This is a genomic window from Acidovorax sp. GBBC 1281 (assembly GCF_028473645.1).
Classification (GTDB): domain Bacteria; phylum Pseudomonadota; class Gammaproteobacteria; order Burkholderiales; family Burkholderiaceae_C; genus Paracidovorax.
The window spans coordinates 113443-136089 of sequence record NZ_CP097269.1 but is presented as its reverse complement, the minus strand read 5'-3'; the positions used below and the strand labels follow the sequence as shown (position 1 = coordinate 136089).

Genomic DNA, 22647 nt, shown 5'->3' with positions numbered 1-22647 from the left:
CTATCGAACAACGCTCCGCGCAACGCGGGCGTGCCTCAGGTCACCTCCGCAGTCAGCCCCCGTTCCCGGAGGGGCCCGGCGCTACAGGGGTAGCGGGCTCCTCCTCCCGGCCATTGCTTTTGAGGAATTTATGGACTTCTTGACTTCACCCGAGTTCTGGGTCGCGTTGGGGCAGATCATCATCATCGACATCCTGCTGGGTGGCGACAATGCGGTCGTCATCGCGCTGGCTTGCCGCAAGCTGCCACCCGCCCAACGAACCAAGGGCATCATCTGGGGCACCGCGGGCGCCATCATCCTGCGTGTCATCCTGATCGCGTTCGCCATGACGCTGCTGGCGTTGCCGTTCCTCAAGTTCGTGGGCGCGCTGCTGCTGGTGTGGATCGGCATCAAGCTGCTGGCACCCGACGAGGACGGCCACGGCGACGTGGCGGGCAGCGACAAGCTGTTCGCGGCCATCAAGACCATCATCGTGGCCGACCTGGTGATGAGCGTGGACAACGTGATCGCCATCGCCGGCGCCGCCCAGAATGCCGGCGAGCACTCGATGCTGCTCGTGGTCCTGGGCCTGCTGATCTCGATCCCGATCATCGTCTGGGGCAGCCAGCTGGTCATCAAGCTCATGGAGCGCTTCCCCATCATCATCACCATCGGCGGCATGCTGCTGGGCTGGATCGCCGGCGGCATGCTGGTCACCGACCCGATCTTCGTCAACACCGAGCGCTGGAGCTGGGCACCGAAGCTGGGCACGCTCGACGCGCAAGGCCTGGCCGTGATCTCCGACACCCTGTACTGGGCCGCGCACATCGCCGGCGCCCTGCTGGTGCTGGTGGTCGGCAAGGTCATCGTCTCGCGCCGCGCCGCAGCGGCTCCGGCCGCCCACGGCTGAGCAAGCAGGTCTTGACGACGAACGGTGGGCAAAACGGCACGGGCGCCGCCAGGCGTCCGGCCATTTCGCCCAGCCCTTTCCCCATTGCTAACGGCACCACCCCTGCCAGGTCACAAGGAAGCCTCATGAACAAAGTCATCGTGTACGTGGACGACGCCGAGCAGGCCCGGCAGGTCCTGGCGCCCCTGTCTCACCGCGCCTCGGCCGAGAAAACGGAATGGGTGCTGGTGGCCTGCGCCCCGCGCATGACCCACCGCATCAGCAAGTGGGTCAGCCACAGCGCCCGCGAGAACTGGCGCACCAAGTGGGCCGACAAGCTGTTCGGCCAGATCGTCCCCTGGCTGCAGGCCGAAGGGGTGCAGGCCAGCACCGTGCTGGCCAAGGGCCCGCTGGCCGATCTGCTCACCCAGCTGCAGGCCGAACACGGCGCTGTGCCCGTGATCGACGCACGCCGCCCCAAGCAGGACGAGATGGCCGCACCGGCGCCCGTCCAGGCGGTGGCCGCCCCCGTCAACATCACGCGCAAGCCATCGCCACGCCGCTGGTCCCTGCCGGGCACGCTGGCCGGCCTGGGCGCGATGTTCATGTTCGTGGCGGAGTGATCCTCCCCCACGGCCCTGCTGCCCAGCAGGTACGCGTAAAGCCTGTCCTGCACGCATGACGTAGTTGTGCTGGTTGACGACCTGTTGCGTCCGATGCGTCACGGAGCTTCCGGGTACCCGCGACAACCGAGGATCTTGCTGCAGCGAGGCACTTCGCGAAAAGAGACTGGACTTCGCGATCTCTCGGTTATTTTTGGCACGGCGATGCGATGGTGGAGGTTTTTTACTCGCCTCCAGTCTCGAGATTACCCATGCAGATTGCTCCCTTGGTCTCCACCTCCGTCGCCTCTACCTCTTCCGTGCCCGAGCAGCCGGCGAGTCAGCCTTCATCGCGTCCCGGCTCGCCCCGTCCGTCCACCATGGAGCCCGGATCTCCGATTCGGCCCAAAGGTCCGTCGCTGCACTCCACGAGCAGCCTGGGCCCTCGCATTGAAGCGGATCGGCTTGCCGATCTGCAATCCAACAGCCGTCCCGGCCCGTCTTATCAGGGCACTGTTCGCGTGGAGGGAAACCAACTCACGTCCAAAAACCCGGTGACCCAGAAACTGCTGGAGTCCCTGGCGATCGATCCTGCCGAAGTGCCCGGCCTAAAATTCATGGCCCTGGCTGGCAAGGAGCCGACGCTATCGCTTCGCCTGGGCGCCAACGGTGGAAACACATTGGACAGCCTCAAGGCGGCGCTTGGCGAAGACCTCAGCGCCCCGATGGAGCACGCCACCATCCCGCTGCTACTCGGCGTGATTGCTCGCGGTGAGCAGGCGATCGGCGATGACCTTCGCGGCCGGATCATCCCGCTGCTGCGGGAGGCACGTCCGAGGATGGAATCGTCTTTGCCCGCACTGAAATCCTTGATCGAGGACCGGCTTGCCGCACGGCCGGACCTGTCGCTGAAGATGGCTGCCACAGGACTGCTGCAGCTTGCTACGGCCAAGAGCATCGACCTCAAGCTGCTTGGCTCGAGCCTGGCCGTCAGCTCGGGGCTGGGCTCCCTGTGGGAGCTCGTGGCGGCACCAAAGGCCAAGCTCGCGCTGCTGGGTTCTGGCTTCGCATCCGTGGCGTGGGGCCTGCCGGCGTCCGTGATCGACGCGGCGCCCATGGTCGCGATCGAGGCGGCGGACACGATGACGGTCAAGAAGCGCATGGCCAATGACCGTGGCGATCCCTTCCCATTCATGCAAAAGCTCGGCGAGGCGCTCACTGCCGGGGTCGTGTCGGCCATCGGCGCGTTGCCGAACAACTTGCTCGAGTACAACGCCGCTCGTCTACCGAGAGCTGTCGCTGCGCTGATCGGCGTGGGGACGACCGAGGTCGCCATCCTCTCGGCGGCGGCGGGCGTGCCTGGAGAGATTGCTGAGATCCGTGAGTCGGTCAAGGAGGCCGTCGAGCACGCGGTCCACAGCGGCGTGATGAAGCTGCCCGAGGGCGTCGCACAAGACGAAGCCATCCATCTGGCCACCGAACTGGCACTCAAGATGGAGCCCAGTACGGTGATCGGCAAGAAGTCGATGGGCGTCGCACTCGCGGTGGGGCTCGTGCCCTTCCTCCTCGGTGGCATGGTCACCGGTGCGCTTCCAGAAGCGGCGCTGCGCATCCTGCGCAGCACCGCTTTTGCACCGATCGAGATGATTGGCATGAATGTCATTGCCGCCATCTCTCAGACCGGCGTCCCGGGTATCGTGTCCAGCGATCACCAGCGCTTCGCGAATGTGATCGGGGACTTGCTCCAACACTCTGCTGCAAACATCGGTGACCTCGAGAGCGGAGCGGGTGAGACTAGCGGCCTGCAACCGACCATCGACGAGGAGGCCATCGTCGCGAGGCTCGCGCCTCACAACGAATTGCTGCGTCACGTCGGAGGCGCGGCCCTCACCGCCATGGCGGGGGTGCTCGACAGCGTGGGCTTCGTCGGACAGGTCGCTGCCTCAAGCGCCTCGTCTGCCATGAGTTCGCTGACGCGTCCATTCCGGGCGGTCGCCCAGGAAAGCCAAGCCAGGGAACCGTTGCTAACGTCATCCGCAACGCATGGCTGAAGCGGGGAACAGGCTGACGGACAGCAAGCCTCACCCGAAGAACCCACGAAGCCATCGCTTCGCTGGTGCCTGAACGCAGCGGTTGAGCGCATTCGCGGGCCGGGGACAGACCAGCGAATCCGCCGAGCCATGGCATGCGGGTGCTATGCTCCCGCGCCATGATGAAACTCATCCTCAAGTGGTTGCTCAGCGCTGCGGCGCTGCTGTTCGTGGCCTATGTGTACAGCGGCGTGGAGGTGAAAAGCTTCACCAGCGCGCTCATTGCCGCCTTCGTCATCGGCCTGTTCAATGTCGTGCTGCGGCCCGTGCTAGTGGTGCTGACGCTGCCGGTCACCGTCCTCACCATCGGGCTATTTCTCTTCGTCATCAACGCGCTCATGTTCTGGGCCGCCGCCACGGTACTGGGCGACGGCTTCCAGGTGCGGGGCTTCGCGGCGGCGCTGATCGGCTCGCTGATCTATTCGGTGCTGGGCGTGCTCATCGAATCAGCGCTCGGCGGCCTGTTTCTTAAGAAGTGAATCCACGGCCCGCAGGCGCGTCTCGATGATCGACGCGTCGATGTAGTCGGCCGCATCGCCTCCTCGGCTGCCGCTCTTGCGCGCCAGGTCCTGGCCCGCCTTGAACCGGTCCACCGCCGCTTGGTAGTCGTAGCGCGCCGCATGCGCCTCGGCCTCGGCCCGCACCGCGCGCAGCGGGTGGTTCTGCTGCTGCCACACCGCCGCCAGCAAATGCCATGCGGTGGCATCGTGCGGATGCGTCGCCACCCGCGTCTGCAGCGGGCCGGTCATTTCCTGGGCATTGCCCGTGCGCAGCAGGGCCTGCGTGCGCAGCAGCATCTCCGGCCGCCCCGTCGGCGCAGCGGCCTGGGCGGGCGGGTGTGCCGAAGAAGCCAGGGTCGCCTGCGCCGGCAACTGCTGCAGTGCGGCCTGGAAGTCCCCGGCCGCGAATTCGATTTCCGCACTGAGCAATTTCGCCTGCCGCAGCGCCGGCGCATCGCCGCGCACCGCCTCCATCAAGCCCCGCAGTGCGGTGCGCGCCGCCGGCACGTCCTGCAGCTGGCTGGCGCTCAGCGCCGCCGCGTACCAGGCCGCCACCCGGCGGGGCAACGGCTGGGCCGCGAAACCGGTGCCCAGCGGTTCAGTCGTCCACTGCCGCCAGACATCCACGCCCGGACGGGACAGCACGCGGGCGCGCGCGGCCATCATCGCGTGTTCCAGCGTGGGCGTGGCCGGTGCGGCGGCGGCTCCCCCTCCTGGCGGCAGCCGCGAATGCATGTCGGCAATGCGCTGCGTGGTCAGCGGGTGGCTGCGCAGGTAGGGCCAGCTACCGTTGTCGTTGATGCGGTTGGCCTGCTGCAGCTTGTCGAACATGGCCACGAACCCCTGCGGCGCAAAGCCGGCCGGCGCCATCAGCCCATAGCCGATGCGGTCGGCCTCGCGCTCCATGTCGCGCGAGAAGTTCAGCTGGTTCTGCACCGCCACCGCCTGCCCGCCGATCATCAGCGCCTGGGCCGCATTGGGGCTCTTGCTGGCGGCCAGCGCGCCCAGCACCAGGGCCCCGAGCATCAACGGCGTCTGCCGGTTCTGCTGCGTGATCAGGCGCGAGATGTGGCGCTGCGTGACGTGGCTCAGTTCGTGCGCCAGCACCGACGCCAGCTCGTCGCGCGTGGACACCACGCCGATCAATCCCAGGTGCACGCCGAAATAGCCGCCCGGCAGCGCGAAGGCATTCACCGTGCGGTCCCGGCCCAGCAGGATTTCCCACGCGAAGCGCTCGTCCAGTTCGGGGGAGAGCTCCCCGCGCTCGCGCGCCGCCTTCACCAGGGGTTGGAAGATGCTGTCCACGTACTCGTTGAGCACGGCGTCGTCGATGTAATCCGGATCGCGGTACAGCTCGCGGATGATGCGGTCGCCGAGCTGGCGCTCCTGGGCGGTGGTGAGGTCGGAGCTGTCGCCGAGGGTGGGCAGGCCCGCTTGCGCATGCACGGCGGTCGTGCCGCACACACCGCTCAGGATGAAAAGGGAAGCGGCCACCGCCTGACGCACAAGCACCAGAGGCCGTTTTCGATCAAATGGCACGCAAAGTCTCCTGCACTGATTCGGCCACGCCACCCCGGCCCTGGCCGCTACACATGACCGTATGATGCCCTGGCCCCCGAATGTTCCCTGCCAGCGCATGACCCGCGTGCAATCCCCAGTACTTGTATGAGCGACACCCCCACTCCCTCCAGCCTGACCCACTTCGACGCCCTGGGCCAGGCCCACATGGTCGATGTGGGCGCCAAGCCGGCCACGCACCGCGTTGCCGTCGCCACCGGCTGCATCGAGATGCAGCCAGAAACGCTGGCCATCATCCAGTCCGGCACCGCCGCGAAGGGTGACGTGCTGGGCATCGCCCGCATCGCGGGCATTCAGGCGGCGAAAAAGACCAGCGATCTGATTCCGCTGTGCCATCCCTTGGCGCTGACGCGCATCGCCGTGACGTTTGCGACCGCATCCGAGGGGGTCGGCATCGAATGCACGGCGACCGTGGAAACCGTGGGGCCGACGGGCGTGGAGATGGAGGCGTTGATGGCCACCCAGGTCGCCTTGCTCACGGTGTACGACATGTGCAAGGCGGTGGACAAGCACATGGAGATCAGCGGCGTGAGGGTGTCCAAGAAACTCGGCGGCAAATCCGACTGGAATACCTCTCCTACTTTGGCCACGCCACCTTAGCCATCTCCGGATAGACCGCGGCCTGCTCATCCCATTGGCGGCGCAACTCAGCGACCAGATTCTGGCTGGGCTGGTTCAAGCGGGTCATCACCACAACCCAATATTCCGCCTCCTGGGTTTTGCCGGCCGCACCGTACATCGCGGCAAGCTTGTAGAGGGTGATGGTGCTGGGCAGGAGTTTCGTGGTCCGTGAAGCGCGGACCAGATCCTGCTCTGAGTGCGCCTTGCCGGGGTTCACCCGGATAAGCCACATCAAGCCCTGCAACTGGGTCAGAGATACCACTTCCGGGGCCAGGCGATCGGAGGGGGCGGCCAATTGCTGGCGTTCGAAGCGGAGAGAGAAGAAATCGTCTTCGATTCGCAGGTAGTCGTGGATGGTGATGGCCAATCCCACGCCAGCCGCTCCCATCATGATGGCGATCGGCCAACGCCCCGTCTGCCCGACGGGCTTGAACCGCAGTGCCTCGTTCAACGCGCCCAACATGAGGCCGCATGGCAGCAAGAAGTAGGCGTAGTAAAGGGGATATTCCAGCATGGCGTGCACACCCAGCGCAGCCACGAACAGGAACATCCAGAGGTGCTCTGGCTGGGCCATCCGACGGATCGCATGAACGGTCCACAAGACCAGCACTGCGCACAAAGCCAAACCCAGCGGAATCCCTGTGAAAACCAGCAGATCCATCAGCAGGTTGTGGGCATGCCGGTGCGTTCCCGCCGTGACCATGTCGTAGGGGTTCGGAACGAACTGCGCAAAACTAGTTTGCATCCAGCCAAAACCGAACCAGGGGCGGCTCCATACGGCTTCCCACAGATGCATCCAGACGTCCAGGCGCAGTTCCAGGTTCGAGATGCTCCGCACGGGTCGCAGCTGGGACGCCCGCCCCAGCCACACATCGACATGGGGCAGCGCAACAAGGAAAACCGCGAACATGCCGGTCCAGGTGAACGCGCCCACCATGACGCCCCGCGTGATGGCCAAGCGCTTGCGGAACAGGGCCAGCATCGCCAAGGACAACAACACGACCAGCCAGGTCGTGCGCGACTCCGCCAGCGCCAGTCCGACAGCCAGCAAAACGGCCAGGAACCAAGCCACAAGGCCAGGCAATCGGCTGCGTTGATGCAGCCACGCGCAAGCGAGCACGCCCAGGCAGAGCAAACTGGCCAATTGGTTCGGCTGCCCCAGGTTGGCATGAAAGCGCTCGGGAGGGGCAGGAATGAAGAGCCAGAACGCGCTGCCGGGGTCGATTTGCAGCCACTGCTGGAACTGGATCAGCAGCGATCCCAACGCCCCCACCAGCGCCGCCATGAACAGAAAATCGGCACCGTGCGAAGGCCGCCACCGCTCCAGCGCGGCCCCCACCAGCATGGTCAGGGCCAACCCTATCAAATACAGGGAACTGGTCCACGCCACCCCCAAAGCCTCCACCAGACCGGCTGCGTATTGCGCCCATACGATCACGCAGCACGCCAGAACCGCCAGGGGAAGGACGTGCCAAGCCACCTGCTGCGTTTTCTTGATCCGCCAGAGCACCACAGCGCCGAGCCCCCACATCGCACAGGCTGCCCACGCATCGGAATAGAAGTCCACCCAGGGCTCGTGGTGGTTAGGCAGTAGCCAGCACAAGGCGAAAACCAATGCACCCAATAGAGCCAACGGTATCGAACGGGTGGAAGAAGTGGGAGCCATAAATCTTTAAGGGCCAAGAAAAAAAGGGGGCTGAAGCCCCCTTTTTTTGAATAAAAACGTCAAGCGTTCGGTGATTACTTGCAAGAACCGGGTGCATAACGCAGAGCAACGCCGGTGCTCTTGCAGATCCACTCATAGACTTGCAGGCCTTGACCGCCGGTGTTGGCCGTACCCAGTGCAAAGTTGTTACCAGTACTGTCCTTCTTGGGCGTGAGCGTGATGGTGTCGTTGTTGCCCATCGTCACACCCAGATTGGATGCATGGGGCACGACAGTGATAATTCCAGTGTCGAAAGCGGTGGTGATCGAGGCCACCATCTTGGTGGGACCCGTTGCATCGCAACCGAAGGCATTCGTACCCGACAGCGTCGCATCGGTGCGCATGCTTTGGATGGTTTCGCTGATGGTCGTACGGCATTGGGAAGCGGCCAGAACCACTTCAGACATGCGCGCCTTGATGGTGTAGTCCTTGTAGGCCGGCAGGGCCACGGCAGCCAGAATACCGATAATCGCCACCACGATCATCAATTCAATCAGGGTGAAACCCTTTTGCAGATTGCGCTTCATAAATCTCTCCTAGGAGGTCGATTGCAAATAAAAACCTGCAGAAGAATTCTCCAGGTCCGCCATCAACTCAGCAGGTTCCATGCCAACGCGGCTCATCCGGCAAAACAGAGAAGCCCCCAAGGGAACAGGCCAGGGAACCCCCCGTCTGAATCGTTCCCCTCATGGCATTTGTGACAAATTTGTCCGCCACCCATGTCACAAGCAGATGCGTGAGTTACGAATCTCGGCGCATCGCAAGCCGACTGATACCAACCCATCAGCCCTGGACGAACTCCATCTCCGTCCCTGCCAGCGCCAAGCGGTCCCCGCTCTTCAACAACACTGGTTCATCCGCCATCACGGCACCATTCAACTGAGGCCGCTGCGCGCCTTCCACATGCGACAGCACAAATCCATGGTGCCGCTTGGTGATCGACGCAACCGCCACACCCGGCTTGCCGATGGTGGTCACCACCTTGACCAGCGCCACCTCGCGCCCTGCAGCCGCCCCTGAGCAGACCCGGATGGACGCGCTCAAGACCGGAGCGGGCGTCGACCCGGCGGCGGACAGCGGGGCGGAACGGGAGGTCAATGGCCGCGGCGGCACCATGCCGGGCTTGAACACCATGGTCTTTTCGAAGTTTTCGCCTTCGTTTTCCTGCAGGAAGCGGATCTTGTACTTGCCCACTTCCACCGTATCCCCGTTGCGCAGCGGCTGGCGCTTGACGGGTTGCCCATTCAAGTAGGTGCCGTTGGTGCTGCCGAGGTCCTCGATCTCCACCTCGTCGGACGATACATGGAGTACGGCGTGTTCGCCACTGACGGCCAGGTTGTCGATGACGATGTCGTTATAGGGGCGACGGCCGAGGGTCGTCCGCTCCTTCGTCAATTGGACTTCCTTGATGACGACTCCGTCGATCGACACGATCATTTTCGGCATGATCAATTCCTCATTCTTTCATTGCGATGGTCGGCCAGGTGGCTGATTCAACTTCAATCGGCACGCAAAAATCGCGACATCAAGCCGCGCTTCCTCTCAATGGATCCCGCCTGCACCAGCAGCACGCTGATGTTGTCGCGGCCGCCCCGGGCATTGGCGGCTTCGATCAGATGGGCGGCTTTGTCCTCCAGGGGTTCCTGTACCATGGCCAGCGTTTGAATCTGATCGTCTTCGACCATGTCGGTCAAGCCATCCGAGCACATCACGAACAGATCCTGCGGCTCCACGGGAAACTCATTGATTTCGACCAGTACAGCACTTTCCACGCCAAGGGCGCGGGTGACCAGGTTGCGCTGGCCCGATATCGCCGCTTCTTGCGGCGTGAGGATGCCGGCATCCACCTGTTCCTGCAGCCAGGAGTGATCGCGCGTGATCTGCCTGAGCACGCCGCCGCGCAGGCAATAGCACCGTGAATCGCCGATGTGCCCGAGGATCAGGCGATCGCCCAGAAAAACGCCGACCACCACCGTGGTACCCATCCCCGAATACTGCGGATGGGAGAGCGACGCATCGAAGATGGCGTGGTTGGTGCGCTCGACGCAGTCTTCCAGCGCCCGGCGCACTTCCGTCGACGCGGCACGGGGGCCGGCTTGCGCCAGCCACTGGGTCATTTCGTCGTGAATGAGGCTGGTGGCCATGCCGCTTGCGATTTCGCCCGCGTTGTACCCGCCCATGCCATCGGCGAGCACCGCCAGCTGCGCGCTGGCGTCCGCGATCACGGCGTCTTCATTGTTCGAGCGCACCCGGCCTTGGTCGGTGCGGGCGCAAAACTGATAGTTCAGCTTGATACCCAAGGTCATGCTTCACCCGGCGCAGGGAGAAGCAAAGCTGCGCCAGCGGTGTGCGCAGTCCCTGTTGCAGTTTTTTGAAAATCCCCCATGTCGTGCCCTGTTGCGTCGCGTTCCGCATCATAGACGACGGACTCGCCGCCGAGAGGGCCTCGGGGTCGGCCGACCCCAAGTTTTCATCGGGCTACCGGAGGCACAACCGCATCAACCGGCCGCCGCCGAGTTTTGCTGCGCCCGCGCCTGCAGGAATTTCCCGGCGCCCACAACGAACAGGGCGCCCAGAGCGGCCGCCACATAGTGCAAGGAAGGATGGGCCAGGACGACATCGTGCAGCGATGCATCGCTGGCGATGGTTTCGCCACCCACCCAGCCGATCAGGCCAGCGCCGAACAGGACGATGATGGGAAAGCGCTCCATGAGCTTGATCATGAGCGTGCTGCCAAAAATGACGAGCGGAATGCTGATGGCCAAGCCGAGGATCAACAGGACGATGTTGCCGTGGGCCGCGGCGGCCACGGCGATCACGTTGTCCAGGCTCATCACCAGATCGGCAATCAGGATGGTGCGGACGGCCGCCATGAGGCCGCCGCCGGACTGGGAGCCTTCGCCGTCTTCGTCGCTGTCGGTCATCAACTGCAGGCCGATCCACAGCAGCAGGCAGCCGCCGATGATCTGCAGGAAGGACAGCTCAAGCAGCTTGGCAGCCACCACGGTCAGCACGATGCGCAGCACCACGGCGGCGCCGGAGCCCCAGAAAATGGCTTTCTTCTGCTGGTGTGGGGGAAGCGAGCGCGCGGCCAGTGCGATGACCACGGCGTTGTCGCCGGACAGGATGATGTTGATCCAGACGATCTTGACGAGGCCGATCCAGAAGTCGGCCGTGTGCAGGAATTCCATGCGAGGTATCTCCGTGTTATGAATGAAAGAGGCGCCCGAAACCAGGGTTTCGGGCGCCTCTTCTTTTATGGGAGAGCGCAGTTTATCGGGGCTGCAAACCCCTTTCGTCCGTAGTTTTGCTTACGGATTACTTCAGCTGCGCCTTGAGCAGCTTGCCGAGCTCGGAAGGATTGCGGGTGATGATGAAGCCCGACTCTTCCATGATGGCGAGCTTGGCATCGGCCGTGTCGGCACCGCCGGAGATCAGCGCGCCTGCGTGGCCCATGCGCTTGCCGGGAGGGGCGGTCACGCCGGCGATGAAGCCCACGATCGGCTTCTTCATGTTGGCCTTGCACCATTGGGCGGCTTCCGCTTCGTCCGGGCCACCGATTTCGCCGATCATGATGACGGCATCGGTGTCTGGATCGTCGTTGAAAGCCTTCATCACGTCGATGTGCTTGAGGCCGTTGATGGGGTCGCCACCAATGCCCACGGCGCTCGACTGGCCCAGGCCCACTTCCGTCAGCATGGCCACGGCTTCGTACGTCAGCGTGCCGGAACGGCTCACCACGCCGATGCGGCCCTTGCGGTGGATGTGGCCGGGCATGATGCCGATCTTGATTTCGTCGGGCGTGATCAGGCCGGGGCAGTTGGGGCCCAGCAGCAGCGTCTTCTTGCCGCCGGCGGCTTCCTTGGCCTTCATCTTGTTGCGCACTTCGAGCATGTCGCGCACCGGAATGCCTTCGGTGATGCAGATGGCCAGGTCCAGATCGGCTTCCACGGCTTCCCAGATGGCAGCGGCGGCGCCTGCGGGCGGCACGTAGATCACCGACACGGTGGCGCCGGTCTGCGATGCGGCTTCCTTGACGGAGGCGTAGATCGGAATGTTGAAGATGGACTCGCCGGCCTTCTTGGGGTTCACGCCTGCCACGAAGGCGTTCTTGCCGTTCGCGTATTCCTGGCACTTTTCGGTGTGGAACTGGCCGGTCTTGCCCGTGATGCCCTGGGTGATGACCTTGGTGTCTTTGTTGATGTAGATCGACATGTGTGTTCTCCGGGCTTACTTGACGGCAGCAACGATCTTGGTCGCAGCTTCGGCCATGGTGTCTGCGGCGATGATGGGCAGGCCGGATTCGGCCAGCATCTTCTTGCCCAGCTCTTCATTGGTGCCCTTCATGCGCACGACCAGCGGCACGTTCAGGTTCACGGCCTTGCAGGCGGTGATGACGCCGGTGGCGATGGTGTCGCACTTCATGATGCCGCCGAAGATGTTGACCAGAATGCCTTCGACCTTGGGGTTCTTCAGCATGATCTTGAAGGCTTCGGTGACCTTCTCGGGGGTGGCACCGCCGCCCACGTCCAGGAAGTTGGCCGGCTCGCCGCCGAACAGCTTGATGGTGTCCATGGTGGCCATGGCCAGGCCCGCGCCGTTCACCAGGCAGCCGATGTTGCCGTCCAGGCTGATGTAGGCCAGGTCGAACTTGGAGGCTTCCACTTCGGCCGGATCTTCTTCGTCCAGATCGCGGTAGGCCACGATTTCAGGATGGCGGAACAGCGCGTTGGCGTCGAAGTTGAACTTGGCGTCCAGCGCCATCAGGTTGCCCTTGGAGTCGCAGTTCAGCGGGTTGATTTCCACCAGCGAAGCGTCCGTCTCCATGTAGCACTTGTAGATCTTGGCGAAGATGTCCACGGCCTGGTCGATGGAAGCGCCGGTCAGGCCGATGGCTGCAGCCACCTTCTTGCTCTGCTCGGCGGTGATGCCGGTCAGGGGATCGATCATCTCGGTGATGATCTTCTCGGGCGTGGAGTGCGCCACTTCCTCGATGTCCATGCCGCCTTCGCTGGAAGCGATCAAGGCCACCTTCTGCGTGCCGCGGTCGGTCACCAGCGAGACATACAGTTCGTTCTTGATGTCGGCGCCGTCTTCGATGTACAGGCGGCGGACCTTCTGGCCTTCGGGGCCGGTCTGGTGCGTCTTGAGCTGCATGCCCAGGATTTCGCCCGAGATGCGCTTGACATCGTCGATGGTCTTGGCGACCTTCACGCCGCCGCCCTTGCCACGGCCACCGGCGTGGATCTGGGCCTTGACCACCCACACGGGGCCGCCGAGCTTCTGGGCAGCCTCCACGGCTTCCTGCACCGTGAAAGCAGGAATGCCGCGCGGAACGGGCACACCAAAATTGCGCAAGATTTCCTTGCCTTGGTATTCGTGAATCTTCATGAGGTCTCTCTCAGGGAAGGATGTTGGTAACCCGTTTGCCATGAGCAGATGTCTGGCCGCGGGCGGGTGACATGGCAACCGGCGACTGTATCATGCTGCGATGCACCATCCCTTGCGGATGTCACGTACCACGGCGGGCCGCCAAGGCCATCTTTTGCAGGAGCATTCCATGTCCAAAGTCTTCATCGACGGCGAAGCCGGCACCACGGGCCTGCAGATCCGCGAGCGCCTGCAGGCGATGCCGCAGGTGCAGGTGGTCAGCATCGCGCCCGAGCGGCGCAAGGACCCGGCCGCCAAGCGCGAACTGATCGCCGGCGTGGACCTGGTGATCCTGTGCCTGCACGACGATGCCGCCCGCGAGACCGTGGCGATGGTGGACGAGATCGAAAAGGCCAGTGGCCGCCGCATCAAGGTGATCGATGCCAGCACGGCGCACCGCACGATGGCGGGCTGGGTGTTCGGCTTTCCCGAACTGGCCGCGGGCCAGAGCGATGCCGTGGCATCGGCCACGCGGGTGGCCAACCCCGGTTGCTATGCCACCGGGGCGATCGCGCTGCTGCGCCCGCTGGTGGAGGCCGGCCTGGTGCCGGTCGATTTCCCGCTGGCCCTGCCTTCGGTGAGCGGTTACTCGGGCGGCGGCCGCACGATGATCGAGGCCTACGAGCAAAACGCCGCCCCGGCCTTCGAGCTGTATGCCCTGGGCCTGTCGCACAAGCACCTGCCCGAGATCATGAAGTACACCGGCCTGACCCGCCGGCCGATCTTCGTGCCGGCCGTGGGCAACTTCCAGCAGGGCATGCTGGTGCAGTTGCCGTTGCACCTGGACCTGCTGCCCGGCGCGCCCAAAGCAGCCGACCTGCACGACGCCCTGGTCGCGCACTACGCCAAAAGCAACACACCGGACCAATGGGTCAAGGTGTTGCCGCCGACGGAAGACGGCAAGCTCGACGCCCTGGCGCTCAACGACACCAACCAGCTCGAACTGCGCGTGTTCGCCAATGAAAACTACCGCCACGCGGTGCTGGTGGCCCGTCTGGACAATCTCGGCAAGGGTGCCAGCGGCGCGGCGGTGCAGAACCTGAAGCTGATGCTGGGCCTGTGATGGGCCGTTGCGGCTGATGGGCGGGGGCGGCGCCGCGATGCCGTACGCCCGGCCTCAGGCCCGCCCCACGCGCTGAAAGAGCCCGCCGGGCAGGCGGGCGACCTGCCCGTCCAGTTCCAGTTCGAGCAGGGCGACCTGCAGCGACGCGGCATCCATGCCGGTGCGCGCCACCAGCGCATCGAGGCCGGTCGGGTCGAACCCCAGCGCCTGCAGCAGTGCCGCGTGCTCTCCCGCCGGCAACGCCTCGCTGCTTTCGCCATCGCTGCGCGGCGAGGGCGCCTGCGATGCGGGTGCAGCCCGCGGTGCCTCGGAAGGCGCCAAGCGCAATTCTTCCAGCACGTCCTGCGCGGACTCGACCAGTTTGGCCCCTTGCCGGATCAGCGCATGGCAGCCCCGGGACTGCGGCGCGTGGATGGAGCCGGGAATGGCGAACACCTCCCGCCCCTGTTCGGCCGCCAGCCGGGCGGTGATCAGCGAGCCCGAGGCCAGCGCCGCCTCCACCACCAGCGTGCCTTGCGACAGCCCGGCGATGATGCGGTTGCGCTTGGGGAAATTGCCCGCCAGCGGCGGCGTGCCCAGCGGGTACTCGCTCACCAGCACGCCGTTTTGCGCGATGCGGTGGGCGAGGTCCAGGTTCTTGCGCGGGTAGACGCGGTCCAGCCCGGTGCCCACCACCGCGAGGGTCGCGGGCAGGTCGTCGGCACCGTCCACCCCGCCGTCCAGCGCCCCTTCGTGCGCCGCGGCATCCACGCCCAGCGCCAGGCCGGAGACGATGCACAAACGGGCGCTGCGCAGCGCCCGCGCGAACTGCCGTGCATGGTCGGCGCCCTGCGCCGTGGGATTGCGGCTGCCCACGATGGCGATGCAACGCTCGGTCGTCCAGGGTGTCGTCTGCGCCAGGAACCGGAGTGCCCCCATGAGGTAGAGCATGAGGGGCGGGTCTTCGGTGGCCAGCAGGCCCGGCGGATAGGCCGGATCGCCCAGCGTGACGATCTGGCGGGCGGGCTGGCCCGGCGCCGCACCGTTCAGCCACTGCCAAGTGGTCTCGACCAACGCCTCGAGCGTGGGCGGCACGGTGCCCAGGGCCCGCGCCTGGGCGGGCGTGGCACAGGCCTGCAGCGCCGCTGGCGATGCGGTGAACAGGTTCTGTGGCAGGCCGAATGCGGCCAGCAGCCGGCGCGCGGCCCCATTGCCGACGCCGGGTGTGAGCGCCAGCCGCAGCCAGGCGGCCAATTCGTCCCGATCCATGGAGGTCAAAGCAGGCATCCCGAGGCCAAGGGGCGCCCGCCAAGGCGCCCCTGGAGAGAGCCGCAGGGCTTACTGCGGATTGACGAGGCGGTCGCCGACCCGCACGCCCTGCTGCACCTGCAGCAGCAGCACGTAGGAGACGCGATCGAACGTGCGGAACACCATGCCCACGCCGTTGGCCTCGCTCGGCAGCTTGATCATGGCCTTGTTCTCGTCGGTCTTGTCCTTGATGCGCTCGCCCTTGGTGAGCAGGGTGAGGACATGGCCGGCCTCGATGCCGTCGCGGGTGCCGCGGTTGATGGCGATCACTTGGTTCTGCGCGGCATAGGCCACGGCCGAGCTGCCGTACAGCGACACGACGCGCGCATCCACCGGGGCCTGCGGCGCACGCGGCGTGTAGCTGGCGTAGCCGCGCGCGGGGGCGGGCAGCAGGCGGTCACCGGCGCGCATTTCTTCCTTGGCGCTGCTCAGGTCCACGGTGGCGGGCACCACGTCGAGCGTGACTTCGCCCTTGGGGTCGCGCGTTTCCTCGGTGGTCTCGCCGCGCACCAGTTCGGCCTTGCCGACGTACTGGGCTTCGTAGCCCAGGATCTCGCCGGACTCGGGGTCCTTCATGGGGATGGCATTGCGGAACACGCGGTACTGGCGCGGCACGCCGGGCCCCAGGCGCAGCGGATTGCCGGTGGCGCCGCGCACATAGGCACGGTCGCCGCTGGCCATGAGCACGCGTTCATCGACCGTGGCGACGATGCGCGGGGCCTGCTGCAGCGTGAGTTCGTCCACCACCAGCGGCTCGACGAGGAAGGGCTCGATCAGGTGAGGCTGCAGCGTGGGCAGCGCGGTGCCGGCCAGGCTGTCGGTGCGGGTGCGGGGCGAGACGCGCACCGTGTCATTGGGCACCTGGCCCGACGGGCTCGTGCGCAGGCGGGCATAGCCGTCCACCTTTTCCAGGTACAGCGTCTGGCCGGGGAAGATGAGGTGCGGATTGGGGATGGCCTGCAGGTTCATGCCCCAGAGTTCGGGCCAGCGCCAGGCGCGCTGCAGGTACATGCCCGAGATGCCCCAGAGGGTGTCGCCGCGCTTGACCACATAGGTGTCCGGCGCGTTGGCGGCCAGCTCCGACATCGGCACGCCCCGGGAGGCCACCTGCTGGGCGGTGGCCCGCTGATCGGTGGTGACAGGGTAGTTCTGGGCATGCGCGGGGCCGGTCAGCAGGGCTGCGGCCAGAAAAGCCAGCGCTCCCAGCGCCGTGGGCCGCAAGCCTGTGGATGCCGTCATGTTGTTCCTCTTGTCATGCATTGCGAAACGCCCCTCGCTGGCGCCAGCGCGTGTTTGTCGGTTACAAAACCCGCCGGTTGATACGTTACAAATCTTCTCGGATTCTCAGCCCAAGCCCTTGATTGGGCAACGATTATTGCGGCGGCCGGCGGCCGCCCTCATCAAAAGTGGCGAAAATAGCGACATCTTTCCGGGTTCGCCATGGCCATTCTTCCTATTCTCTGTTACCCCGATCCCCGCCTGCACACGGTGGCCAAGCCGGTCCAGGCCGTGGACGACCGCGTGCGCGCCCTGCTGGACGACATGGCGGCCACGATGTACGACGCCAACGGCATCGGCCTGGCGGCCACACAGGTGGACGTGCACGAGCGCATCGTGGTCATCGACGTCTCCGAGGACCACGACCAGCCCCAGGTCTTCATCAATCCCGAGATCCTCTGGGCCAGCGAGGAAAAGACCGTGGGCGAGGAAGGCTGCCTGTCGGTCCCCGGCATCTACGACGGCGTGGCGCGCTCCACCGCGGTCCACGTGCGGGCGCTGGACGCCCAGGGCCAGTCCCGCGTGGTCGAGGCCGAGGGCCTGCTGGCGGTGTGCATCCAGCACGAGATGGACCATCTGCTGGGCAAGGTGTTCGTCGAGTACCTCTCTCCCCTCAAACGCAACCGCATCAAGACCAAGATGCTCAAGCAGCAACGTGAGGCACGATCATGATCGCCTGGCGCTCCCTTTCCTTTTCCTCCGTGGCACGCGGCATGGCCGCCATCGGCTTGGCGGCCGTGCTCACCGCGTGCGCTTCGCCCGACTTCGTCAAGCCCGGTGCCTCGCGCGCCGAGGTGCTGCAGAACCTGGGCCCGCCGGTGTCCGTCACGCCGTTGCCCGGTGGCGGCGAGCGGCTGCTGTACACCACCCAGCCCGCGGGCCGGCAGGTGTACCACATGGACTTCGATGCCGGCGGCCGCCTCGTGCGCACCGACCAGGTGCTCACCTTCAACAACCTGGCCGGCATTCCGGCCGGCTGGACGGTGGACGACGTGCGCCGCACCTTCGGCCCGCCGATGCGCGTGGAACAGGTGGCGCGCTTCGACGGCGACATCTGGACCTACCGCTTCCGCGACGACCTGGGCACCCGGCGCTTCGGCCATGTGCACATCGACCCGCGCGGCGTGGTGGTGAAGGTGATGTTCACGGACGAGCCCGATCCCCGCGACCTGCTGGGATTCTGACGCCGCGACCGCCTTCATGAAGATCGTCTTTGCCGGCACGCCCGACTTCGCCCGCGTCGCCCTCCAGCGCCTGCTGGACGCCGGCTTCACCGTCCCCCTCGTCCTGACCCAGCCCGACCGGCCCGCCGGCCGGGGCATGAAGCTGCAGGCCTCGCCCGTCAAGCAGTGCGCGCTGGAGCACGGCATCGCCGTGGCGCAGCCGCGCAGCCTGCGCCTGGACGGCAAGTACCCCGAGGACGCCGCCGCGGCGCGCGATGCGCTGGTCGCCGCCGGGGCCGATGCCATGGTGGTGGCCGCCTACGGGCTGATCCTGCCGCAGTGGGTGCTGGACCTGCCGGCCAGGGGTTGCCTGAACATCCACGCCAGCCTGCTGCCGCGCTGGCGCGGCGCCGCGCCCATCCACCGCGCGATCGAGGCGGGCGATGCCGAGACGGGCGTGACCATCATGCAGATGGATGCCGGCCTGGACACGGGCGACATGCTGCTCATCGAAAAGACCGCCATCGGCCCGCGCGACACCACGGCCACGCTGCACGACCGGCTGGCCGACCTGGGCGGCCGCATGGTCGTCCAGGCGCTGCAGCGCGCCGCCCGCGGCGGCCTGGCCGCCACGCCCCAGCCCGCCGAGGGCGTGACCTACGCGCACAAGATCGAGAAGGCCGAGAGCGCCATCGACTGGGCCCTGCCCGCCGAGTCGATCGGCCGGCGCATCCGCGCCTTCGACCCGTTCCCCGGCGCATCGACCACGCTGGACGGCGAGGCGATCAAGGTGTGGAGCTATGAAATCGATAGCACGATGCCGGCGAATTCCATGCCGTGCGGGCAGATTCTGTCCGTGAACGATGCCGGCGTGACGGTGGCCTGCGGCCACGGCGCGCTGCGCCTGACCACGCTGCAGCGCGCGGGCGGCAAGCGCCTGCCGGTGGCCGACTTCCTGCGCGGCTTCGCGCTCGCGCCCGGCATGGTGCTGGGGGGCGGCGCGCCGGCCGGGGCGCGGGAATGAGCGCCCGGGGACTGGGCGCGCTCGTCCGGCATCCCGCCTACCGCCAGGGCGTGCTGGACATGTTCGGCACCAGCGTGGGCGTGGGCGCCTGGGGGCTGGTGACCGGCGTGGCCATGGTCAAGAGCGGCATGTCGGTGCCGATGGCGATCTTCATGTCGCTCGCGGTGTACGCGGGCAGCGCGCAGCTCACGGTGATCCCGCTGATGGCCGTCGGCGCGCCGCTGTGGGTGGTGTGGCTCACGGCCTCGTGCGTGAACCTGCGCTTCGTCATCTTCAGCAGCCTATGGCGCAGCTACTTCGCGCACCTGCCGCTGCGCCGGCGCCTGGCGGTGGGGTATTTCAGCGGCGACGTGATCTTCGTCGCGTTCATGAAGCGCTACCCCCAGCCCACGCCGCAGCCCGAGCAGGTGCCGTACTTCTGGGGTGCCGCGTCGATCAACTGGCTGTCCTGGCAGGTGCCGTCGATCACGGGCATTTTGCTGGCCAACGTGGTGCCGCTGTCGTGGGGCCTGGGCTTCGCCGGCGTCCTGGCGCTGCTGGGCGTGATGCTGTCCATGCTGTTCGACCGCGCCACCTGGCTGGCCACGGGCGTGGCCATGACGGCGGCCATCGCGGCGTTCGCGCTGCCGCTCAAGCTGAACATCCTGGTGGCCATCGCGGCGGCCGTGGCCGTGGGCCTGATCATCGAGACGGTGGACCGCCACCTGCGAAAGCCCGAGGTGCTGCTGGTGCCGGCCGAGAGCGTGCTGCCCCCCGAGGAGAAAAAGCACGTGCAGGACGGCGACGTGGTGCCGCTGCGCGAGGAACGCCACCCATGAGCTGGTCCTGGGTCGAACCCACCATCGCCATCCTGGGGCTGGCCGCCATCACGGTGGTGTCGCGCGCGTTCTTCATGATTCCCGAGCGCGAACTGCCCCTGCCGGGCTGGCTCAAGCGCGGCCTCAAGTACGCGCCGCTGGCCGCGCTGGCCTCGGTGATCGCGCCGGAGATCTTCATGGCGCAGGGCGAGCTGATCGGCACGCTGCAGGACGCGCGCCTGCCGTCCGTGCTGTGCGCCGCCGGCTACTACTTCTGGCGCCGCGGCATCCTGGGCACCATCGTCGTGGGCATGGTGGTGTACCTGCCGTTGCACATCGGCCTGGGCTGGTAGCCCACGGGCGGCGCCGGCCGACACGGCCGCGCACGGGGCCGCACCTACAATGCGGCGCAGTTTTCCACCCTCCCCGCGCCGCCCGCCGGCCCCACCGATCCATGCACATCCTTCGCTTTTCCGACCTCTGCGCCCAAGGCCAGGCCCGTGGCCAGCGCGTGTTCATCCGCGCCGACCTGAACGTGCCGCAGGACGACGCCGGCCACATCACCGAGGACACGCGCATCCGCGCCTCGGTGCCCTGCATCCAGATGGCGCTGGACGCCGGCGCCGCCGTCATGGTGACGAGCCACCTGGGCCGCCCGACCGAGGGCACGCTGCAGCCCGCCGACTCGCTCGCCCCCATCGCGAAGCGCCTGGGCGAACTGCTGGGCCGCGAGGTTCCGCTGGTGGCCGACTGGGTGGACGGCGTGGCCGTGCAGCCCGGCCAGGTCGTGCTGCTGGAGAACTGCCGCGTGAACCCCGGCGAGAAGAAGAACGACCCCGCTCTGGCGAAGAAGATGGCCGCGCTCTGCGACATCTACGTGAACGACGCCTTCGGCACCGCGCACCGGGCCGAGGGCACGACCTACGGCATCGCCGAATACGCCAAGACCGCCTGCGCCGGCCCGCTGCTGTCGGCCGAGATCGACGCCATCACCAAGGCCCTGGCGCACCCCGCACGGCCGCTGGCGGCCATCGTGGCGGGCAGCAAGGTCTCGACCAAGCTCACCATCCTCAAGAGCCTGGCCGACAAGGTGGACCAGCTCATCGTGGGCGGCGGCATCGCCAACACCTTCATGCTGGCCGCCGGCCTTTCGATCGGCAAGAGCCTGGCCGAGCCCGACCTGCTGGACCAGGCCCGCGCCGTGATCGACGCCATGAAGGCGCGCGGCGCCGAGGTGCCGATCCCCACCGACGTGGTGGTGGCCAAGACCTTCTCGGCCGATGCGCCCGCCACGGTGAAGGCCCCCGCCGACGTGGCCGACGACGACCTGATCCTGGACATCGGCCCCGAGACCGCGAAGAAGCTGGCCGCGCAACTCAAGCAGGCCGGCACCATCGTGTGGAACGGGCCCGTGGGCGTGTTCGAGTTCGCCGCGTTCGAGAACGGCACCAAGGCCATCGCCCAGGCGATCGCCGAATCGAGCGCGTTCAGCATCGCGGGCGGCGGCGACACGCTGGCGGCCATCGCCAAGTACGGCATCGAGAAGGACGTGGGCTACATCTCCACCGGCGGCGGCGCCTTCCTGGAAGTGCTGGAAGGCAAGACGCTGCCGGCCTTCGAGATCCTGCAAAAGCGCGCGCAGGGCTGAGCCGGCGGCGGGTTCACGCCCGCCGCTTGTTTGCTATTAAATTAATAGCTATATGCCCTAGTGGTTATTGTGCCGGAGGCACTTTTCATGCCGCACCCGCTGTGGCCGCAGGGCGCTGCGGCCACAGCACCGACGCGATCGCCAGCACCATCAGCGCCACGGCCGCCCAGTCCTGCCAGTGCAGGCGCTCGCCCAGCCAGACCGCGCCGCTGAACACGCCCAGCACCGGAATCATCATCACGCTCAAGGTGGACGCCACGGGCGGCAAGCCCCGCACCAGGAAGAACCACGCCGGCTGCGCGAAGCCGAGCACCAACACCGCGTTGAAGGCGATGGCACCCCAGCCCACGGCGGACGGGGCCTGCCAGCGGTCGTGCTCCAGCAGCAGCGACAGCAGGCTCAGCACCACGGTGCTCTGCACCGTCATCCAGAACGACAGGGTCAGCACTGGCAGCGGCAGGGTGCTGCGCCGCAGCAGTTGCGTGCCCAGCGCCCAGCAGGCGGCGGCGGTGAGCATCAGCCCCACGCCGACGGGCCGGCCGCCGAGCTGGCTCAGCTCGTGCCACAGCAGCAGCAGCACGCCCCCGGCCGCCGCCGCCACGCCCGCCCAGGCGCGCGGCGCCAGGCGGTGGCCGAAGCACAGCGCGCCCAGCACGGCCGAGAAAATCGGCATGGTGTAGCCCAGGATGGCCGCGCGCCCGCTGGACAGCGACGGAATGGCCGTGATGCTGAAGGCGTGCCACAGCACCATGTTGACCAGCCCCAAGCCCGCCAGCGGCAGCCAGTACGCGCGCGGCACGGCGAACGGGGCCTTGAGCAGCACCAGCGCCAGGGCCAGCACCGGCAGGCCGAGCCACAGCGAGATCGCGCGGAACGCCAGCGGCGGAAAGCCCGCCACGCCGAGCTTCATGACCGGCCAGTTGAAGCCCCAGATGAGGGTGACGAGGATCAGGGCGACGAGCTGGCGGGGGGACAGGGCGGGCATGCGCGGCA

At 66.5% G+C, this 22647-nt stretch carries 23 protein-coding genes; 12 read left to right on the top strand and 11 right to left on the bottom strand.

Going from position 1 to position 22647, the window contains the following annotated elements; genetic code table 11:
• Positions 1-130 precede the first annotated feature (130 nt).
• From M5C96_RS00635 to M5C96_RS00620, 4 genes are all read left to right on the top strand, one after another.
• The gene (locus M5C96_RS00635; protein WP_272566526.1) at positions 131-889 is read left to right on the top strand and encodes a TerC family protein; all 759 of its coding nucleotides are present in this window, start codon (positions 131-133) and stop codon (positions 887-889) included.
• A 125-nt stretch (positions 890-1014) separates the two neighbouring features.
• Complete coding sequence (locus M5C96_RS00630) at positions 1015-1491, top strand: hypothetical protein (RefSeq protein WP_272566525.1); 477 nt, start codon at positions 1015-1017, stop codon at positions 1489-1491.
• A gap of 533 nt (positions 1492-2024) precedes the next feature.
• Positions 2025-3521 (top strand): hypothetical protein, encoded by a 1497-nt coding sequence (locus tag M5C96_RS00625; protein ID WP_272566524.1) that lies wholly within the window; start codon positions 2025-2027, stop codon positions 3519-3521.
• Positions 3522-3682: 161 nt separating this feature from the next.
• Positions 3683-4039, top strand: a complete 357-nt coding sequence (locus tag M5C96_RS00620) for a phage holin family protein (protein ID WP_272569868.1) — start codon at positions 3683-3685, stop codon at positions 4037-4039.
• Here M5C96_RS00620 and M5C96_RS00615 read toward each other — a convergent pair.
• On the bottom strand, positions 4007-5554 hold the full coding sequence (locus tag M5C96_RS00615) for a M48 family metalloprotease (protein WP_442867348.1): 1548 nt from the start codon (positions 5552-5554) through the stop codon (positions 4007-4009). The two genes, M5C96_RS00620 and M5C96_RS00615, sit on opposite strands and share 33 nt — an antisense overlap.
• 171 nt (positions 5555-5725) lie before the next feature.
• Here M5C96_RS00615 and moaC point away from each other — a divergent pair, with 171 nt between their 5' ends.
• Entirely contained in the window at positions 5726-6238 is a 513-nt protein-coding gene (moaC, locus tag M5C96_RS00610) for a cyclic pyranopterin monophosphate synthase MoaC (RefSeq protein WP_272566523.1), read from the top strand.
• On the opposite strand, the gene M5C96_RS00605 is transcribed toward moaC, so the two are convergent.
• The 7 genes from M5C96_RS00605 to sucC all read right to left on the bottom strand — a co-directional run bounded on the left by M5C96_RS00605 (position 6216) and on the right by sucC (position 13355).
• On the bottom strand, positions 6216-7826 hold the full coding sequence (locus tag M5C96_RS00605; RefSeq protein ID WP_272566522.1) for a PglL family O-oligosaccharyltransferase: 1611 nt from the start codon (positions 7824-7826) through the stop codon (positions 6216-6218). The two genes, moaC and M5C96_RS00605, sit on opposite strands and share 23 nt — an antisense overlap.
• A gap of 173 nt (positions 7827-7999) precedes the next feature.
• Entirely contained in the window at positions 8000-8491 is a 492-nt protein-coding gene (locus M5C96_RS00600; RefSeq protein ID WP_272566520.1) for a pilin, read from the bottom strand.
• A gap of 256 nt (positions 8492-8747) precedes the next feature.
• Positions 8748-9410: an FHA domain-containing protein gene (locus M5C96_RS00595; RefSeq protein WP_272566519.1), complete on the bottom strand. Its 663-nt coding sequence runs from the start codon at positions 9408-9410 to the stop codon at positions 8748-8750.
• Positions 9411-9463: 53 nt separating this feature from the next.
• On the bottom strand, positions 9464-10270 hold the full coding sequence (locus M5C96_RS00590) for a Stp1/IreP family PP2C-type Ser/Thr phosphatase (RefSeq protein ID WP_272566518.1): 807 nt from the start codon (positions 10268-10270) through the stop codon (positions 9464-9466).
• A gap of 192 nt (positions 10271-10462) precedes the next feature.
• A complete protein-coding gene (locus M5C96_RS00585; RefSeq protein WP_272566516.1) occupies positions 10463-11155 on the bottom strand; it encodes a TerC family protein in 693 nt (230 codons plus the stop codon).
• Positions 11156-11282: 127 nt separating this feature from the next.
• The gene (gene sucD, locus M5C96_RS00580; protein WP_092742583.1) at positions 11283-12179 is read right to left on the bottom strand and encodes a succinate--CoA ligase subunit alpha; all 897 of its coding nucleotides are present in this window, start codon (positions 12177-12179) and stop codon (positions 11283-11285) included.
• 15 nt (positions 12180-12194) lie between these two features.
• Positions 12195-13355 (bottom strand): ADP-forming succinate--CoA ligase subunit beta, encoded by a 1161-nt coding sequence (sucC, locus tag M5C96_RS00575; protein WP_272566514.1) that lies wholly within the window; start codon positions 13353-13355, stop codon positions 12195-12197.
• 169 nt (positions 13356-13524) lie between these two features.
• On the opposite strand from sucC, the gene argC reads away from it, so the two are divergent.
• Complete coding sequence (gene argC / locus M5C96_RS00570; protein WP_272566513.1) at positions 13525-14457, top strand: N-acetyl-gamma-glutamyl-phosphate reductase; 933 nt, start codon at positions 13525-13527, stop codon at positions 14455-14457.
• Positions 14458-14511: 54 nt separating this feature from the next.
• Here argC and dprA read toward each other — a convergent pair whose 3' ends face one another.
• Together dprA and M5C96_RS00560 are read right to left on the bottom strand one after the other, a co-directional pair.
• A complete protein-coding gene (gene dprA / locus M5C96_RS00565) occupies positions 14512-15705 on the bottom strand; it encodes a DNA-processing protein DprA (protein WP_272566512.1) in 1194 nt (397 codons plus the stop codon).
• A 69-nt stretch (positions 15706-15774) separates the two neighbouring features.
• Entirely contained in the window at positions 15775-16983 is a 1209-nt protein-coding gene (locus tag M5C96_RS00560; protein WP_272566511.1) for a LysM peptidoglycan-binding domain-containing protein, read from the bottom strand.
• A 201-nt stretch (positions 16984-17184) separates the two neighbouring features.
• On the opposite strand from M5C96_RS00560, the gene def reads away from it, so the two are divergent.
• From def to M5C96_RS00530, 6 genes are all read left to right on the top strand, one after another.
• Complete coding sequence (gene def, locus M5C96_RS00555; RefSeq protein ID WP_272566510.1) at positions 17185-17694, top strand: peptide deformylase; 510 nt, start codon at positions 17185-17187, stop codon at positions 17692-17694.
• Positions 17691-18206 (top strand): hypothetical protein, encoded by a 516-nt coding sequence (locus M5C96_RS00550; protein ID WP_272566508.1) that lies wholly within the window; start codon positions 17691-17693, stop codon positions 18204-18206. Before def ends, M5C96_RS00550 begins: the two co-directional genes overlap by 4 nt.
• Before the next feature lie 16 nt (positions 18207-18222).
• Positions 18223-19209 carry a methionyl-tRNA formyltransferase gene (gene fmt / locus M5C96_RS00545; protein WP_272566506.1) on the top strand — a complete coding sequence of 329 codons (987 nt, stop codon included), beginning with the start codon at positions 18223-18225 and terminating at the stop codon, positions 19207-19209.
• The gene (locus tag M5C96_RS00540; RefSeq protein ID WP_272566504.1) at positions 19206-20027 is read left to right on the top strand and encodes an AzlC family ABC transporter permease; all 822 of its coding nucleotides are present in this window, start codon (positions 19206-19208) and stop codon (positions 20025-20027) included. Before fmt ends, M5C96_RS00540 begins: the two co-directional genes overlap by 4 nt.
• Positions 20024-20359 carry an AzlD domain-containing protein gene (locus M5C96_RS00535; protein WP_272566502.1) on the top strand — a complete coding sequence of 112 codons (336 nt, stop codon included), beginning with the start codon at positions 20024-20026 and terminating at the stop codon, positions 20357-20359. The genes M5C96_RS00540 and M5C96_RS00535 overlap by 4 nt, the downstream gene beginning before the upstream one ends.
• A 101-nt stretch (positions 20360-20460) precedes the next feature.
• Positions 20461-21654, top strand: coding sequence for a phosphoglycerate kinase (locus M5C96_RS00530; RefSeq protein WP_272566501.1), 1194 nt, complete (start codon positions 20461-20463; stop codon positions 21652-21654).
• Positions 21655-21739: 85 nt separating this feature from the next.
• On the opposite strand, the gene M5C96_RS00525 is transcribed toward M5C96_RS00530, so the two are convergent.
• Positions 21740-22639, bottom strand: coding sequence for a DMT family transporter (locus M5C96_RS00525; protein ID WP_272566500.1), 900 nt, complete (start codon positions 22637-22639; stop codon positions 21740-21742).
• Positions 22640-22647: the final 8 nt, after the last annotated feature.